Annotated in this window: 15 protein-coding genes; 14 read left to right on the top strand and 1 reads right to left on the bottom strand. The window is 63.1% G+C overall.

Annotated elements, in window-relative coordinates; genetic code table 11:
• The first annotated feature begins 103 nt into the window (after positions 1-103).
• From ABID16_RS12625 to ABID16_RS12565, 13 genes are all read left to right on the top strand, one after another.
• On the top strand, positions 104-553 hold the full coding sequence (locus ABID16_RS12625; RefSeq protein WP_112693880.1) for a thioredoxin domain-containing protein: 450 nt from the start codon (positions 104-106) through the stop codon (positions 551-553).
• Entirely contained in the window at positions 550-1,398 is an 849-nt protein-coding gene (locus ABID16_RS12620) for a hydrogenase expression/formation protein (RefSeq protein WP_354556705.1), read from the top strand. Before ABID16_RS12625 ends, ABID16_RS12620 begins: the two co-directional genes overlap by 4 nt.
• Complete coding sequence (locus ABID16_RS12615; RefSeq protein ID WP_354556704.1) at positions 1,395-1,616, top strand: rubredoxin; 222 nt, start codon at positions 1,395-1,397, stop codon at positions 1,614-1,616. Before ABID16_RS12620 ends, ABID16_RS12615 begins: the two co-directional genes overlap by 4 nt.
• Entirely contained in the window at positions 1,616-2,155 is a 540-nt protein-coding gene (gene hybE / locus ABID16_RS12610; RefSeq protein WP_354556703.1) for a [NiFe]-hydrogenase assembly chaperone HybE, read from the top strand. The genes ABID16_RS12615 and hybE overlap by 1 nt, the downstream gene beginning before the upstream one ends.
• Entirely contained in the window at positions 2,152-3,264 is a 1,113-nt protein-coding gene (locus tag ABID16_RS12605; protein ID WP_354556702.1) for a nickel-dependent hydrogenase large subunit, read from the top strand. The genes hybE and ABID16_RS12605 overlap by 4 nt, the downstream gene beginning before the upstream one ends.
• On the top strand, positions 3,257-3,598 hold the full coding sequence (hypA, locus tag ABID16_RS12600) for a hydrogenase maturation nickel metallochaperone HypA (protein WP_354556701.1): 342 nt from the start codon (positions 3,257-3,259) through the stop codon (positions 3,596-3,598). Before ABID16_RS12605 ends, hypA begins: the two co-directional genes overlap by 8 nt.
• Positions 3,598-4,581, top strand: coding sequence for a hydrogenase nickel incorporation protein HypB (gene hypB / locus ABID16_RS12595; RefSeq protein WP_354556700.1), 984 nt, complete (start codon positions 3,598-3,600; stop codon positions 4,579-4,581). Before hypA ends, hypB begins: the two co-directional genes overlap by 1 nt.
• Before the next feature lie 3 nt (positions 4,582-4,584).
• Entirely contained in the window at positions 4,585-6,864 is a 2,280-nt protein-coding gene (gene hypF, locus ABID16_RS12590) for a carbamoyltransferase HypF (protein WP_354556699.1), read from the top strand.
• Positions 6,855-7,082: a HypC/HybG/HupF family hydrogenase formation chaperone gene (locus tag ABID16_RS12585; protein WP_109854796.1), complete on the top strand. Its 228-nt coding sequence runs from the start codon at positions 6,855-6,857 to the stop codon at positions 7,080-7,082. Before hypF ends, ABID16_RS12585 begins: the two co-directional genes overlap by 10 nt.
• Positions 7,079-8,236 (top strand): hydrogenase formation protein HypD, encoded by a 1,158-nt coding sequence (hypD, locus tag ABID16_RS12580; RefSeq protein WP_354556698.1) that lies wholly within the window; start codon positions 7,079-7,081, stop codon positions 8,234-8,236. The genes ABID16_RS12585 and hypD overlap by 4 nt, the downstream gene beginning before the upstream one ends.
• Positions 8,233-9,288 (top strand): hydrogenase expression/formation protein HypE, encoded by a 1,056-nt coding sequence (hypE, locus tag ABID16_RS12575; RefSeq protein WP_354556697.1) that lies wholly within the window; start codon positions 8,233-8,235, stop codon positions 9,286-9,288. The genes hypD and hypE overlap by 4 nt, the downstream gene beginning before the upstream one ends.
• Positions 9,289-9,391: 103 nt before the next feature.
• Complete coding sequence (locus ABID16_RS12570) at positions 9,392-10,855, top strand: sigma-54-dependent transcriptional regulator (RefSeq protein WP_435532418.1); 1,464 nt, start codon at positions 9,392-9,394, stop codon at positions 10,853-10,855.
• Complete coding sequence (locus ABID16_RS12565) at positions 10,839-12,197, top strand: ATP-binding protein (RefSeq protein ID WP_354556695.1); 1,359 nt, start codon at positions 10,839-10,841, stop codon at positions 12,195-12,197. The genes ABID16_RS12570 and ABID16_RS12565 overlap by 17 nt, the downstream gene beginning before the upstream one ends.
• An 18-nt stretch (positions 12,198-12,215) precedes the next feature.
• Here ABID16_RS12565 and pglB read toward each other — a convergent pair whose 3' ends face one another.
• The gene (gene pglB, locus ABID16_RS12560) at positions 12,216-13,538 is read right to left on the bottom strand and encodes a polygalacturonase PglB (RefSeq protein ID WP_354556694.1); all 1,323 of its coding nucleotides are present in this window, start codon (positions 13,536-13,538) and stop codon (positions 12,216-12,218) included.
• A gap of 215 nt (positions 13,539-13,753) precedes the next feature.
• On the opposite strand from pglB, the gene ABID16_RS12555 reads away from it, so the two are divergent.
• Complete coding sequence (locus tag ABID16_RS12555; RefSeq protein ID WP_354556693.1) at positions 13,754-14,812, top strand: LacI family DNA-binding transcriptional regulator; 1,059 nt, start codon at positions 13,754-13,756, stop codon at positions 14,810-14,812.
• The last annotated feature ends 142 nt before the right edge of the window (positions 14,813-14,954 follow it).

Raw genomic sequence — 14,954 nt, 5'->3', positions numbered from 1 at the left:
ATTCTCCTTACATTTCAGTGTAATCTTAGCTTCCTTCCAAACTGGCACGGCCTTTGCAAAGTCCTTTCCAAGGAAAAATACTGGCCTTCAGGGGAGGAAGCCCATGCCGTCTGCACTTGTCCGTGCGCTCAGCGAGCGCATGAATTTGCCGCTTCTCGACGAAACCAATATCGACGCCTTTCTGGCGCCCACGGCCGAAGAGGTGGATCACACGATCATCTTCTTCACCGGCGATCCCAAGCAGCGCAGCGAAACGAATGACGTTGCCGTCGTGCTCCCGGAAATTCTCCAGACATTCCAGGGTCGCCTGCGCGGTGGCGTGGTGCGGCGCGGGCATGAGGACAAGCTGAAGGCGCGCTTCCATGTCGTCATCATGCCGAGCCTCGTCGTCACCCGCCGCAGCGACATCATGGGCATCCTGCCCAAGGTCCGCGACTGGTCGGAATATATGGACAGTATCGGCGACTGGCTGGAGCCGGGCGCCGAGCCAATGAAGACGCCCGCGCCGCAGCGGGTCGAGATTACACATGGTGGCGTGAGGATCGACGCATGAAGGCCGGTTTCTGGGTTGCCCCCGAGGGTGAAGACACTGCAATGACCGTGATGCCGATCGGCACCGAGGTTCCGGTTGCCGCGCGCAAGCTGAGCTTCCTGGCCACGGCGACGGCGGAAGAAATGATCCAGCGCTGTCGCGACACGGCGGCTCTGCTGCCGAAGATCGCCGATGCGCTCGAGCGGCAGAAGGAGGGCGCGCCGGGCCAGCTCTACGACATCACCGACTATTCCGAAGATGACCGCATGCTCATCACCGAGACGCTGGGCGAAGGCGAGGTCTCGGGCGTCGCGGTGCTGTCGAACGGCATCACCGCGCAGATCCAGGAAGCGCTGATGGCCGGTGTCTGGCGCATCCGCTTCACCGATGCGGCCGACCGGCTGGTTGCCGACTATGTCGAGGTTGCCTCGATCCCTGCCGTTGTCGCCGAGGCCTGCAGCGTACTTCCGTCGGCGCTCGCTTACGGTCAGCCGCCCGCCGGCGCGATGAATGTCATGCCGGTCCTGCACGAAATCTCGGGCAAGATGGCGACGCACAAGCCGGGCGACGAGGCGCATACGATCACCTTTTCGCTTCTGCCCATGAGCCCGGAGGATATGGATTTCCTGCAGGAAACGCTGGGCGCGGGCCCGGTGCAGCTCACCTCGCGCGGCTATGGCACCTGCCGGGTGCTGGCGACGGGCGCGCGCAATGTCTGGTCCGTGCAGTTCTATAATGCCATGGACACGATCATTCTCGACACGCTGGAGATCTGCACCATCCCGGCAGTGGCGATTGCGGCGGAGGAAGACTTCCAGGACAGCGCCGTGCGCATCCGCGAGATCGAGGAGGCCTATTTCAAATGAGCGGCGGCTTCGAGAATTTCGGCAAGCGTGAAGAAGCCGGCGTCGACGGCAAGATGGAATGCGGCATCTGCTGGCATGTCTATGACCCGGCAGAAGGCGACCCCGTCTGGCAGATCGAGCCCGGCACGCCATTTGCCGATCTGCCGGAGGACTGGCGATGCCCGAATTGTGACGCGCTGCAGTCGAAATTCATGGCGCTGGGTGCGGAGAACGCGTGATGTTGGCCGCGCCCGATATGCAGGATGGCATGCAGGACGACAGGACGGCGACCATCGCTGCGGCGCTTGAAGCGCGCTATCGGTTCATCGCGGAAACCGCGATGGCCGACGTGCCGATCTGCAATCCGGCGCTGACCGTCGCCGCCACCGGCTTTCGCGCCTGGGGCGGGCGGGCCGTGGGGGTCGTCACGACGCCCTGGTTCATGAACCTCATCGCGATACCGCTGCCGGGAACGGAAATCGAGCCGGTCGCTGCGGGCAAGAGTGTCCGGCTCAACCTGCCGGCGGGCGAGGTGGAATTCATCGTCGGAGAGCTGGACGGCGTCGGCCGCGTCGATTCCTGCTCGCTCTTCTCGCCGGTCTTCGAATTCGCCAGCATGGAGGAGGCAACCGAGGTCGCCGCCGAAATCATCCGCACCTTCTTCGACATGAGCGCGCTCGAGCCGCCGCCACCGCCACCACCGCCGCCCGCGCGACCGAGCCGGCGCGATCTGCTGCGCGGCAAGCTTGCGGCGAGACCGGAGGCGGTGGAACCATGAACACGCCGCTTGCCGCAGGCTCCGTCGCCATTTCCGTCAGCCTCGCCCGCGATGCCATCTGCGCGGTCGAGGTCAAAAGTGTCCGCCCACCAGCGCTGGCGCGTCTCTTCGAAGGCCGCGCGCCATCAGAAGCGCCGCGTCTCGCCGGCCAGATCTTCTCGCTCTGCGGCTTTGCGCAGGCGACTGCGTCGCGTCTTGCGCTGGCCAAGGCAGTTGGGGAAGCCCTCAGCGAAGAGGCCCGCACCTTTGCCGCCGCCGGCCTGCTCGCGGAACGCATTTTCGAGACCCTGCGTCCGCTGGTCATGCAATGGCCGGGCAAGCTCACAGCCACGGTGCAGGCTTCTGCCGGTCAACATCTACGCGAAGCCCTGAAGGCCTCCCGCACCATCATCGGCATGGCCGAAAGCGGATGGGAAAGCCCGCGCGTGCTCGCCGATGCACGCGACGCCCTGCGCCAGTCCGCCAGCGCTATTGGCGTTCCGGCAGCGGGGGCGGAGCCGATGAAGGGGAGCCTTCTGGAGACGATCGCGCTTGATCTTACGCGCGACGATATCTTCCCGCGTCGCCCGGTGGAAGCGCTGGACGGCCGAGACGACGATGAGGTGGTCGGCCTTCTTGTGAAAGCCGAGACTTACGCGCAGCGTCCATCGCTTGCAGGCCGCGTTATCGAAACCGGGACCCATGGCCGGATGCGCCAGCGGCAGGCGAGCGATGCGGGCAGGGCGCTCTCTGCCCGTCTGAACGCCCGGATTGCGGACCTTTCGGCATCGCTCTCTCAACTGGACGCGATCACCGATGGCCGCGCCGTCGAACTCGATGCACTGATGTGCGACGGCGTGGCGAGCGGCCATGGCTATGGCGCGGTCGAATGCGCGCGGGGTCGGCTTTATCATGCCGCCCGGCTCGACGCCGAGGGCCGTATTGCGCAATATCGCATTCTCGCGCCGACCGAATGGAATTTTCACCCCGCCGGGCCTTTCGTCGAAACGCTGCTTTCGTCAAGAATAGGCGCGGGAGACATGGCCCGCCTGCGCATTGCCAAGCTTGCTGCTCTCTTTGACCCCTGCGTCGCATTCGACATCACGGTGAAGGAGATCGCCCATGCATGAAATGTCGCTCATGGAAAGCGTCGTCGAGATCGCCTGCGAAACCGCCGCGCAGCATGGCGCGACGGGGATTCGCGTGATCCGCCTTGATGTCGGCCGTTTGAGCCATGTCGATCCGGACGCGCTGATGTTCTGCTACGACGCCATCCGGCGCGGCAGTCTGGCGGAGGATGCCGCGCTGGAAATCAATCGCATCGCGGGCGAGGGCTGGTGCCTCGATTGCGAGAAGACAGTGCCTTTGGAAGAGCGTTTCGGGGCCTGTCCCGAATGCGGTCGTTCGCGCGTCCAGATGACTGCGGGCGATGAATTGAAGATCAGGGATTTGGAGGTAATCTGATGTGTACGGTTTGCGGATGCGGGACCGATCCCGTGATCGACGACGGAACGAAAAAGGGTGAGGCCGGCCACGCGCATGGCCATCACCACCATGATCATGACCACGGGCATGACCATGGACACGGCCATTCTCACAGTCATGGGCATAGCCATTCCCATTCGCACGGCGGTCATGATCACCCTCACCATCATGGGCACGATCATGACCACGACCACCATCATGAGAGCCATGACCATGTGCATCACGAGGATGGCGCGTCGCATTACGGCCAGGGCATTGCCGGCGTTCATGTTCCCGGCATGAGCCAGGAAAAGATCATCCAGGTCGAGCGCGACATTCTTTCCAAGAACGATCGGCTGGCGGCCGCCAATCGCGCCCATCTGGCAAAGCGCGGCATTTTCGCGCTGAATTTCGTTTCCAGCCCCGGTTCGGGCAAGACGACGCTGCTCGCCCGCATGATCCGCGAATTGAAGGAGCGGATGGACATTACCGTGATCGAGGGCGATCAGCAGACCTCGAACGACGCGCAGCGCATTCGCGAGGCCGGCGCGCGCGCCGTGCAGATCAATACCGGCAAGGGCTGTCATCTCGACGCCCATATGGTCGGCCATGCCATCGAAACGCTGGAGCCGGCGGAGAATTCGGTCCTGTTCATCGAGAATGTCGGCAATCTCGTCTGTCCCGCCGCCTTCGATCTGGGCGAGGCGCACAAGGTCGCGGTGCTGTCCGTCACCGAGGGCGAGGACAAGCCGCTGAAATATCCCGACATGTTCGCCGCCGCCGATATCATGGTGCTCAACAAGTCGGACCTGCTGCCGCATCTCGATTTCAATACGTCGCTCTGCATCGCCAATGCCATGCGGGTGAACCCGAAGCTGCAAACCTTCATCGTCTCGGCCCGCACCGGCGAGGGGATGGAAGCGCTTTACGCCTGGCTCGAAGCCTCCGCTGCCCGTCAGGCGACTGCGGCAAAGGTCGCGTGAAGCATGGCGAACCGGGTCACCATCGTTGACGCCATGGCCGGGGATCGGACGATCCGCCGCTTCCGGCTACGCGTCCGGGGCGTTGTGCAAGGCGTGGGCTTCCGGCCCTTCGCCTTCGCGCTGGCCCGGAAGATGGGGCTTTCCGGTTTCGTGCTGAACGACAATGCCGGCGTGCTGATCGAGGTCGAAGGTTTCGGCGCCGATGCGTTCGCCCGCGCGGTCAAGACCGATGCGCCGCCGCTCTCGCGGATCGATACGATCGAAGCGCACGAGATCGACACGAACGGTTTGACCGGTTTCGAAATCCGCGAAAGCGTTGGCGGCAAGAGCGCCACGCGCATCGGCGCGGATGCGGCGACCTGCCGGGACTGTCTCGACGAGCTTTTCGACCCGGAAAGCCGCTTCTTTCATTATCCCTTCGTCAATTGCACCCATTGCGGCCCGCGCCTGACGATCACGCGGCGTCTGCCCTATGATCGCGCGCAGACCTCCATGGCGGGCTTTGTGATGTGCCCGGCCTGCCGCGCCGATTATGAAAACCCGCTCAACCGCCGCTTCCATGCCGAGCCGGTCGCCTGTCCCGCCTGCGGGCCGAAGTTGAGCCATTCGGTGGCCGAAATCGCTCAGGCGATCCGTGCCGGCCAGATTATCGCGCTGAAGGGCATCGGCGGGTTTCATCTCCTCTGCGATGCGGAAAACGAGAACGCCATCGCGACGTTGCGTCGGCGCAAGGCGCGGGATGAAAAGCCGTTTGCCGTGATGCTCCGCGACGTGGCCGCCGCCCACCGCTTTGCCGAAATTACGGATGCGGAAACGGCGCTGCTGGAAAGCCCTGCCCACCCGGTCGTGCTGGCCGCGAGCCAGGGGAACCTGCCGCACGGCATCGCGCCCGGTCTTACACGGGTTGGCGTTATGCTGGCCTATGCGCCCGTGCATCATCTGCTGCTGGCAGCGCTGGAAGAGGGCAGCAACGTGCCTGTCCTCGTCGCCACCAGCGCCAATCCCGGCGGCGAGCCGCTGGTTGCCTCGAATGAAGATGCGCATCGCCGGCTGTCCGGCATTGCCGATCTCATCGTGACGCATGACCGCGACATCGTCGTGCGCGCCGATGACAGCGTAATGCAGATCGTGGCGCAAGCGCCTGCCTATCTGCGCCGCGCCCGTGGCTACGTGCCGGAGCCGGTCGATCTGGGCTCGGACGGCCCCTCCGTCATCGCGCTCGGCAGCGACCTGAAGAACACGATCTGCGTGACGCGTGGGCGGGAGGCGTATCTGTCGCAGCATATTGGCGGGCTCGACAATGCAGAGGCCATCCGTTTTCAGCGCGAGACGGTGGCGCATCTTTGTTCCATCCTCGATGTGACGCCGGACTACGCCGCCTGCGACCTCCACCCCGATTTCCGCTCCGTGCGGCTGGCCGAGGGGCTGGACCTGCCGCTGATCCGCGTTCAGCACCATGTCGCCCATATCGCCGCCGTCGTCGCCGAACATCATCTCGCCGGTCCCGTCACCGGGTTGGCGCTCGACGGTCATGGCTACGGTCCGGGCGGCACGATCTGGGGCGGCGAGCGGATCGATCTCGACGGTGCTGACTGGACCCACAAAGGTGGACTGCGCCCGCTGCCGCTCGCCGGTGGCGACAAGGCGGCGCGCGAGCCGTGGCGTATGGGCATAGGCGCGCTCTATCAGGCAGGTCGCGAAGACCTCGCCCGCGCGCTTTTTGCCAGCCATCCGATGGCCGAAAAACTCATTTCCCTCTTTGGCCTCGGCATGCGCGTGGGGCTCACCTCCAGCATGGGGCGCCTTTTCGATGCCGCTGCCGCGATTGCCGGCGTGCGTCTCGTCCAGCACTACGAGGGACAGGCGGCGATGGAATTCGAGGCGATGGTGACCGCGCCGGAGGTGCTGGCGGATGGCTATAGTCTTACAGGCGGCCAGCTCGATTTCATGCCGCTGCTGATTCATCTTGCGGAAAACCATGTGACGGTAGCGGAATCCGCGAACCTCTTTCACGGGACACTGATTGCCGGGCTTGCCGAATGGATCGCAGCGACGCGGAGCCCGCTGGATCAGGGGCGCGTTGTCCTTTCCGGCGGCTGCATCATGAACCGCGTGCTGGCCGAGGGGCTGGTGAACCGGCTTGAGGCTCAGGGCCTCACCGTTTTCCTGCCCCGCGCAGCACCTGCAAACGATGGCGGAATTGCGCTGGGACAAGTCGCCTTTGCCCGCCATGTCATAGAAAAACATAAACTGCATTCGGAGGAGATCGAGACATGTGCCTAGCCATTCCCGTCCAGGTGAAGGAAGTGCTGCCCGACAATATGGCGAAGGTGACGCTGGATGGCGTGTCCAAGATCGTCTCCACCGCGCTCGTCGATGACGTGCAGGTGGGGGACTATCTGGTGCTGCATGTCGGCTATGCGCTGGCCAAGATCGATCCGGAGGAGGCGGAGCGCACGCTGGAACTGATCCGTGAAGCCGCATTGGGAGAGGTGGCATGAAATATATCGACGAATATCGCGACGGCAGGCTGGCCAAGGACATTGCCCGCCAGATTTCGGAGGAGGTCCGCCCGGATGTGAATTACCATTTCATGGAATTCTGCGGCGGCCACACGCATGCCATTTCCCGCTATGGGCTGGAGGACCTGCTGCCGGACAATGTGCGGATGATCCACGGCCCCGGCTGTCCCGTCTGCGTGCTGCCCATCGGCCGGCTGGATGCCGCGATTGCGCTCGCGCAGCGCCCGGAAGTCACGCTCTGCACCTATGGCGACCTGATGCGCGTGCCCGGCTCCAATGGGTCGAGCCTGTTGAAGGCGAAGGCGGCGGGCGCCGATATCCGCATGGTCTATTCGACGCTGGATGCGCTGCGCATTGCCGAAGCAGAGCCCCACCGCGAAGTCGTCTTCTTCGCCATCGGCTTCGAGACGACGACGCCGCCGACGGCGCTTGCCTTGCGCGCGGCCATCGAAAAGGGGCTCGAAAATTTCTCCATCTATTGCAACCATGTGCTGACGCCGGCCGCGATCCAGACCATTCTGGCAAGCCCGGAAGTGGCCAAGCTTGGCACGGTCAAGGTCGATGGCTTCATCGGTCCGGCCCATGTCTCCACCGTCATCGGCACCGAACCCTATGACGAGTTCGCCGAGAACTTCCGCAAGCCTGTCGTCGTCGCCGGCTTTGAACCGCTCGATGTCATCCAGGCGATCCTCATGCTGGTGCGCCAGATCAACGAGGGCCGCTATGTGGTCGAAAACCAGTATATCCGCGCCGTCAAACCCGGCGGAAACCGCAAGGCGCAGGCCGAGGTCGCGGAATTCTTCGAGCAGCGCGAGAGTTTCGAATGGCGCGGGCTGGGTGACGTGCCGCAGGGCGCGCTGCGCCTGCGTGAGGAATATAGCCACTATGATGCCGAGAAGCGCTTCGGCCTCGTGACGCCGGCGTCGAAGGACAATCCGGCCTGCGATTGCGGCGCGATCCTGCGCGGCGTCAAGCGGCCGACCGATTGCAAGCTTTTCGGCACGGCCTGCACGCCGGATACGCCCATGGGCTCCTGCATGGTCTCGTCCGAAGGGGCCTGCGCTGCACACTGGACCTATGGCCGCTTCCGCGAACACGCGAAGACCAAGGAAATCGAGAGGAGCGTGGCATGAACATCGCCGTCGTGAAGCCGACAAGGCGCAAACTCGATCTCCGCAACGGCCGCGTCGATCTCTCGCATGGCGCGGGCGGGCGGGCCATGGGGCAATTGATCGAGGATATTTTCCACACTGCCTTCGACAATGACTGGCTGCGCGCCGGCAACGACCAGTCGGCCTTTACAGTGCCGGCGGGGCGCATGGTGATGACGACGGATGGCTATGTCGTCTCGCCGCTCTTCTTCCCCGGCGGCAATATCGGGTCGCTGGCCGTTCATGGCACGATCAACGATGTCGCGATGTCAGGGGCAAAGCCACTCTATCTTTCAGCCAGTTTCATCATCGAGGAAGGCTTTCCGCTCGCGGATCTTGCGAAGATCGCCGACACGATGGGCGCGGCCTCGCGCGAGGCGGGCGTGCCGATCATCACCGGCGACACGAAGGTCGTGGAGCGCGGCAAGGCCGATGGCGTCTTCATCTCGACGGCCGGCGTCGGCATCCTGCCGGAGGGCATCGACATGCGCTCGAATGCGGCGCGATCGGGCGATTGCGTCATCGTTTCGGGCTCCATCGGCGATCATGGCGTGGCCGTCATGTCGAAGCGAGAGAACCTGGAATTCGACACCGATATTCTCTCCGACTCCGCAGCCCTGCACACGCTGACGGCGGCGATGGTCGCCGTGGGCGGCACGTCGATCCGGCTGATGCGCGACCCGACGCGCGGCGGCATTGCCGCGACGCTCAACGAGATCGCGCACCAGTCTTCGGTTGGATTCCGAATTGACGAGGAAAAAATTCCTCTGAAACCGGAAGTCGCGGCGGCCTGCGAGTTTCTCGGCCTCGATCCACTGAATGTCGCCAACGAAGGCAAGCTGGTGGCCGTTGTCGCGCCGGAGGCGGCGGACGCGGTTCTCGCCGCCATGCTCGCGCATCCGTTGGGGCAGGAGGCGGCGCTGATCGGCCATGTGGTCGAGGACCCGCATTGCTTCGTGCAGATGGAAACCTCCTTCGGCGGCGGGCGCATTGTCGACTGGCTTTCGGGCGAGCAATTGCCGCGCATCTGCTGATGCGGAAAAAGCAGCTTAAGGAAGAGCTTGCCGGTGGGGGCAAGAGTTTCTACGGTTCTTCCTCGGGGATGAGGCCGGTCCTTTCGGGGACGGCAGGGGGCAGATTGACGTGAGCAATGCCAGCACGACCGTTCTGGTGGTCGACGACGAGCCGCGGTCGCTGGAAGCGATCCGGCGCGTGCTGTCGGATGAGTTCGAGGTCATATGCGCCAAGAATGCCGCCGAGGCCGAGGCCGTGCTGGAGGGCGAACTGGTGCAGATCCTCCTCTGCGACCAGCGCATGCCCGGCGAATCCGGTGTCACCTTCCTCAAGCGTGCCCGCGAGCGCTGGCCGGAAACGATCCGCCTGATCATTTCCGGCTATACAGACAGCGACGATATCATCGACGGCGTCAACAAGGCCGGCATCTATCGCTACATCACCAAGCCATGGAACCCGGACGAACTGGTTGCCTGCATGCGCGAATGCGCGGATCTCTGGCGGCTCCAGCATCAGGCGGGCGAGGTCAGCGTCGAGGCGAAGCCGCAGAGCGATCTGCTGCAGAAGGCCGTGTCCGACAAGCGGCGCGTGGAGCGCAGCAAATACGGCTTCGACCGTCTCATTCATGTCGATGGAAGCCCGGTCGCCGAGGCAATTTCGTTGGCGAAACGCGCCGCAGACTACGACGTCTCGGTGCTGATCACCGGGGCCTCGGGCACGGGCAAGGAGTTGCTGGCTCGAGCGATCCACCATCAGTCGGCCCGCGCCGACAAGCCCTTCGTCATCGAAAATTGCGGCGCGCTGCCGGACGATCTTCTCGAAAGCGAGCTTTTCGGCTGCAAGAAGGGTGCGTTCACCGGCGCCTACCAAGATAGAATTGGTCTGTTCGAACTCGCCGATAGCGGCACGATCTTTCTCGATGAAATCGGCGAGACCTCGCCGGCCTTTCAGGTGAAGCTGCTCCGCGTGCTTCAGGAGGGCGAAATCCGGCCGCTCGGCGCGCAGCGCACCCGCAAGGTCAATGTCCGGGTGATTGCTGCCACGAACCGGGATCTTCTGGCCGAGGTGGCCGCCGGTCGCTTCCGCCGCGACCTCTATTACCGTGTTGCCGCTTTCCCCATTCACATGCCGGCACTGAAGGATCGCGCCGGCGACATCATGGCGATTGCCGGTCATACGCTGACGCAGATCAACCAGGCGTTTGGGCGCGAAATCTCAGGGTTTCATCCGCGCACGCTGGAACTGATGTCGGCCTATGCCTGGCCCGGCAATGTGCGCGAGTTGCACAACGAAATCCAGCGGATGGTTGTTCTCTCGCCGGGCAACGAACCGCTGCCGGACCGGCTGCTGTCGCCGGAAATCCGCAATGGCGTGGCTGCCGGACCCTCGAACGAGATGGCGCAAGGCGCTCAGCAGTTGAAGGACATCGTTGCGGTGGTCGAGAAGGCCGCGATCGAGGCCAGCCTTGCCCGTCACGCCGGGAATATCAGCCGCACCGCGGACGAATTGGGCTTGTCTCGTGTCGGACTGAGGGCCAAGATGGACCGATACGATCTGCGGCGCGACACGGATGACGAGACTGATTGAAGGACATCCCGAGGATATGGCGCTGATCAGCAAGGTCAGCGTGCCCGCAATCCCGTCGCTGGATGATGCGGGGGAATCGCTCTGGGTGGATGTCATCCACCGCATGGACGAGGTCTATGCCGAACTCTTGCGTAACGAGGCCGATCTCGAGCGGAAGAATGCCGATCTCGAAGAGGCGCAATCCTTCATTTCCAGCGTCTTCGCCTCGGTGTCGGATATCCTCATCGTCTGCTCCAGCAGCGGTACCATCAAGAAGGTGAACCCGGCCTTTCTCAATCTGGTGGGCCGGACCGAAGGCGCGGTCATCGGCTCCAGCGTTTTCGATTATGTAAAACCCGACGACCAGCCGGAGGCGCGGCGGATCGTCGGCGCAGGGCAGGGCGGGCGTGTCGTCGAGGCCGATATCTGTTTCCTGCGCCCCGATGGCAGCGAGGAATGTCTGGCGCTGCGCTCAACCAAGCTCGCCGACGGGTCGTCCCGTCAATTCGGCGCGGTGCTGACCGGCCGCCCGATCAGCGAGCTGCGCCGCGCCTATCAGGCGCTGCACGAGGCGCATCGCGAATTGCAGACGGCGCAGCGGCGGCTGATCGAGCAGGAGAAGATGGCCAGCCTCGGCCGCCTCGTCGCCGGCGTCGCCCACGAACTCAACAACCCGATCAGCTTCGTCTATGCCAATATCTACACGCTCGACCGCTACCGGAAGAGCCTTGTGCGATATCTCGATGCGCTACATGGCGGCGCGGCGGAGGACGAGGCGGAGAAGCTCCGTCGGGAACTGAAGATCGACGCCATTCTCGCTGATATCGATCCGCTGCTGGACGGCACGATCGAAGGCGCGAGCCGAGTCAGCGATATCGTCAAGAACCTGCGCCGCCTGTCCTTCACCCGCGCCGGCGAGCGACAGCCTGTCGATCTCGAGCGGCTCTTGCGCAATTCGGTGCAGCTTGCGGCGAAAGCCAAGAATGCCTCGGCGCAGATCGTTTTCGATACGGTGCCGGTTACGCTGCCCAATGCCGACGAAGGGCAACTGCACCAGGTCTTCGTCAACCTGATCGACAATGCGCTGGATGCCGTGTCCGGTCGCACCAATCCGCTGGTCGAAATTGCGCTCCGGAAGGGAAAAGCCGGGGCGGAAGTTTCCATCCGCGATAATGGGCCCGGTATTGCGGTCGAAAATCTCGGCAAGATTTTCGAGCCCTTCTTCACAACGAAGCAGATCGGCGAAGGAACCGGATTAGGCCTCTGGATCAGCTTCACCATTGTTGAGGATCATGGTGGGCGGATCGAGGTCGCAAACCGCCCGGAGGGTGGTGCGGAGTTTACCGTCGTGGTGCCCGGTTGATTTGAGCCCGCTCCGGTCTCAGTTCGAGATGACGATATCTTCGCGGTTCCAGCCGTTGGGAAGCGGGACGGGGCGGGAGAAGGACACGTTTTCCAACGTCAACCCGGCAATGTTGCTGGCAAAAAGACCCGGCAGGCCGCCGGGATAGGGGATAAGGCCGACGACCTTGCCGTTGGCGTCCTTGACCCAGGCATTGGCCCTGCCTTCCGCTTCGGCGGCCGGCATGAGATCGGCAACGCCGGGGCGCAGGTCGAAGCATTCTGCAGTGCCAAGGGCGCCCTTGCGCTGCTTGATCGCGATATTGCTCAGCCTCACGTTTTTGATGGCTCCGGGCCGTTCGGCAAAGAGATTGATCGCTCCCTCCATCGTGCCGGTGACGTTCTCGACGACGAGATCCGTGACGCCGCCTGCCGGCTTCACGTCGGGCTTGCGATCGACAACATTGACAGTCAGCGCCTCGCCGGAGCCCCAGAAACCGTCGCGGGTTTCCGCGCAGTCCAGCACGATATTCGAGAAGCGTATGCTGGAGATGGCGCCGCCATCGCGCGAGAAGATGCCGAGCCCCCGATTGGACCTTTCGATCACGCAGCGATCCGCCGCCACGTCCGTCACATCGCCATGGCTTTCGGTGCCGATCTTGATGGCGCAGGACTGGCTTTCCACGGTGCAACCGAGAATGCGGATATTGCGGCAGACGCCGGCGGCGGTGCCGTCGGGCCTCGCGGTCGTCTTCAGCACGATCCCGTCGTCGGCGGTGCGGAAGCTGGAGTTTTCAACCAGCACGTTGCGGCATGCGTCGACAACGAAACCGTCCGTATTCGGCATGCGCCGATCGTTATCGACGGCGACCTCGCGCACGACGATGGCTTCGCAGTCGATGGCATGCAGCGTCCACATCGGTGAATTGATCACCGTGAAGCCCGACAGGACAATATCACGGCAACGGTCGAGGACGAGAACGCGGGGACGCAAACGGTTCGGCATCCATGTTCCCATCTCCGGCAGGTCGCCGGCGATGAAGGCGCTGCCGCCCGCATCGATCATTCCCGGACCCGTGATGCGGATTCCGGTTTCGTTGACCGCGACGATCATGGCGCGATCGCTCTCCTCGGCGACGCTCTCGACGCGCGTATGGGCATAGCGTTCGTAATCGGGGATCGGCTTCAGGATAGCACCTTCGCTCAAGTGAAGCTCCACGCCGGTTCGTAATCTGATGCCGCCGCAGACATGTTCGCCGCGCTGCAGTGCCAGTCGCCCACCCCCGGCTGCGGAAATGTCGTCGATCAGGCGCTGCAGCCTCTCCGTTGCATCCTCTGACGCCGCTTCAACAGACATATCCATGTCGACCACCCTAGACAGAAAATATTTTTATGAAAAAGACGCATCGCTCCCGTCGTCTTTGGCCGTCATCGTTAGCGCGAGCAACACATCTCGGCAACGCCAAAATTGCATGAAATCGCAATTCCATGCCGTCTTATTGAACTTGAAATTTTTTCACGATCATGCGAAATTATTTTCATAGAGGACCGGAAACATCGGCAAGACTGCGGGGACACATGGCGGGATCGGGAAAGATTGGAATCAAGGATGTGGCGCGCGAGGCAGGCGTGGCGCTCTCGACCGTGTCCCATGCGCTGAACGGGACTGCGCCGATCTCCAACGAGGTCCGCATGAAGGTTCTCGCGGTCGCGCAGCGGTTGGGTTATCTCGCGGAACGCAAGGCGAAGGCGACGATTGCGGCGCTGGGCACGGTGCTTCTCGCCGTTCACAAGGACCAGCTGCCGCACAACGAAATCAACCTGTTTTCCTGGACCATGCTGAGCGGATTGGCCCGTGAATGCGAGCGGCTGGGCGTCAAGCTGGTGCCCTATTCTCCCGAGGGGCCGCTGGAACACCGCCCGATCGTCAGCGCTGCGCAGGACGCCGGCGCGGACGGCATCATCATCGTCGCGCAGGATCGTTACGAACTGCTGAACGGCATCCGGCAGTCAGGGGTTCCGGCCGTTCTCATGAATGGCGAAGACCAGGATATGTGCATCGACAGCGTCGTGCCGAGCAATCGCTTTGCCGCAAGGGCCGCCACCAACTTCCTGATTTCTCAGGGGCATCGCAGGATCATGCATCTGACCTGGGGTGACCGGACGACCGTGCGCCGCCGGCAGGAGGGGTTTCTTGACGCGCTGGCAGGCAACGGCCTGCCAATCGATGACGCCTGCATTCTGCGCGCCGGAGGTTACGAGCCGTCCTATGGCGAAGAGGCCGTGACGAAATGGATCGCCGAGCATGGCGGCATGAACGGTGTCACCGCGCTTTTCTGTGCGGCCGACAATCTGGCAGTGGGCGCCCTGCGGGCGCTCTCCTCCGCTGGTCTTTCCGTACCCGGCGATGTTTCGGTCATGGGTTTCGACGGTGTGACGCTGGGAGAGCTGCTCAATCCGCCGCTCACCACGATGCGCGTGCCGATCCCGCAGATGGGGCCGGCAGCACTCGCTCTTCTCGAGCAGAACATCGTGGCAAGAGATTCCGAGCGTGCTGCGCAACGCCTGGAACTCGGATGCAGCCTGATCGTCCGCGCCAGTGTGGGTTCGCCTTCGGAGCGCGTTGCGAGAGGGTAAAGCGAGAAAAATATTTTCATGAAATCCGACTTTTGTGATCGGAAGATTTTTTGCATTCATCTCAGAAGTTGTCTTGCGCTCTGCCAAGTCAGGGCATATTCTCACCTCAGAACGCGAGCTTAATGAAAAAATTTCAATAACT

This window comes from Limnomicrobium aquaticum (assembly GCF_040545545.1).
GTDB classification, from domain to species: Bacteria; Pseudomonadota; Alphaproteobacteria; order Rhizobiales; family Rhizobiaceae; genus Ensifer_A; species Ensifer_A aquaticum.
The sequence above is the reverse complement of the archived record's forward strand: the minus strand, read 5'-3'. Positions and strand labels throughout refer to the sequence as shown.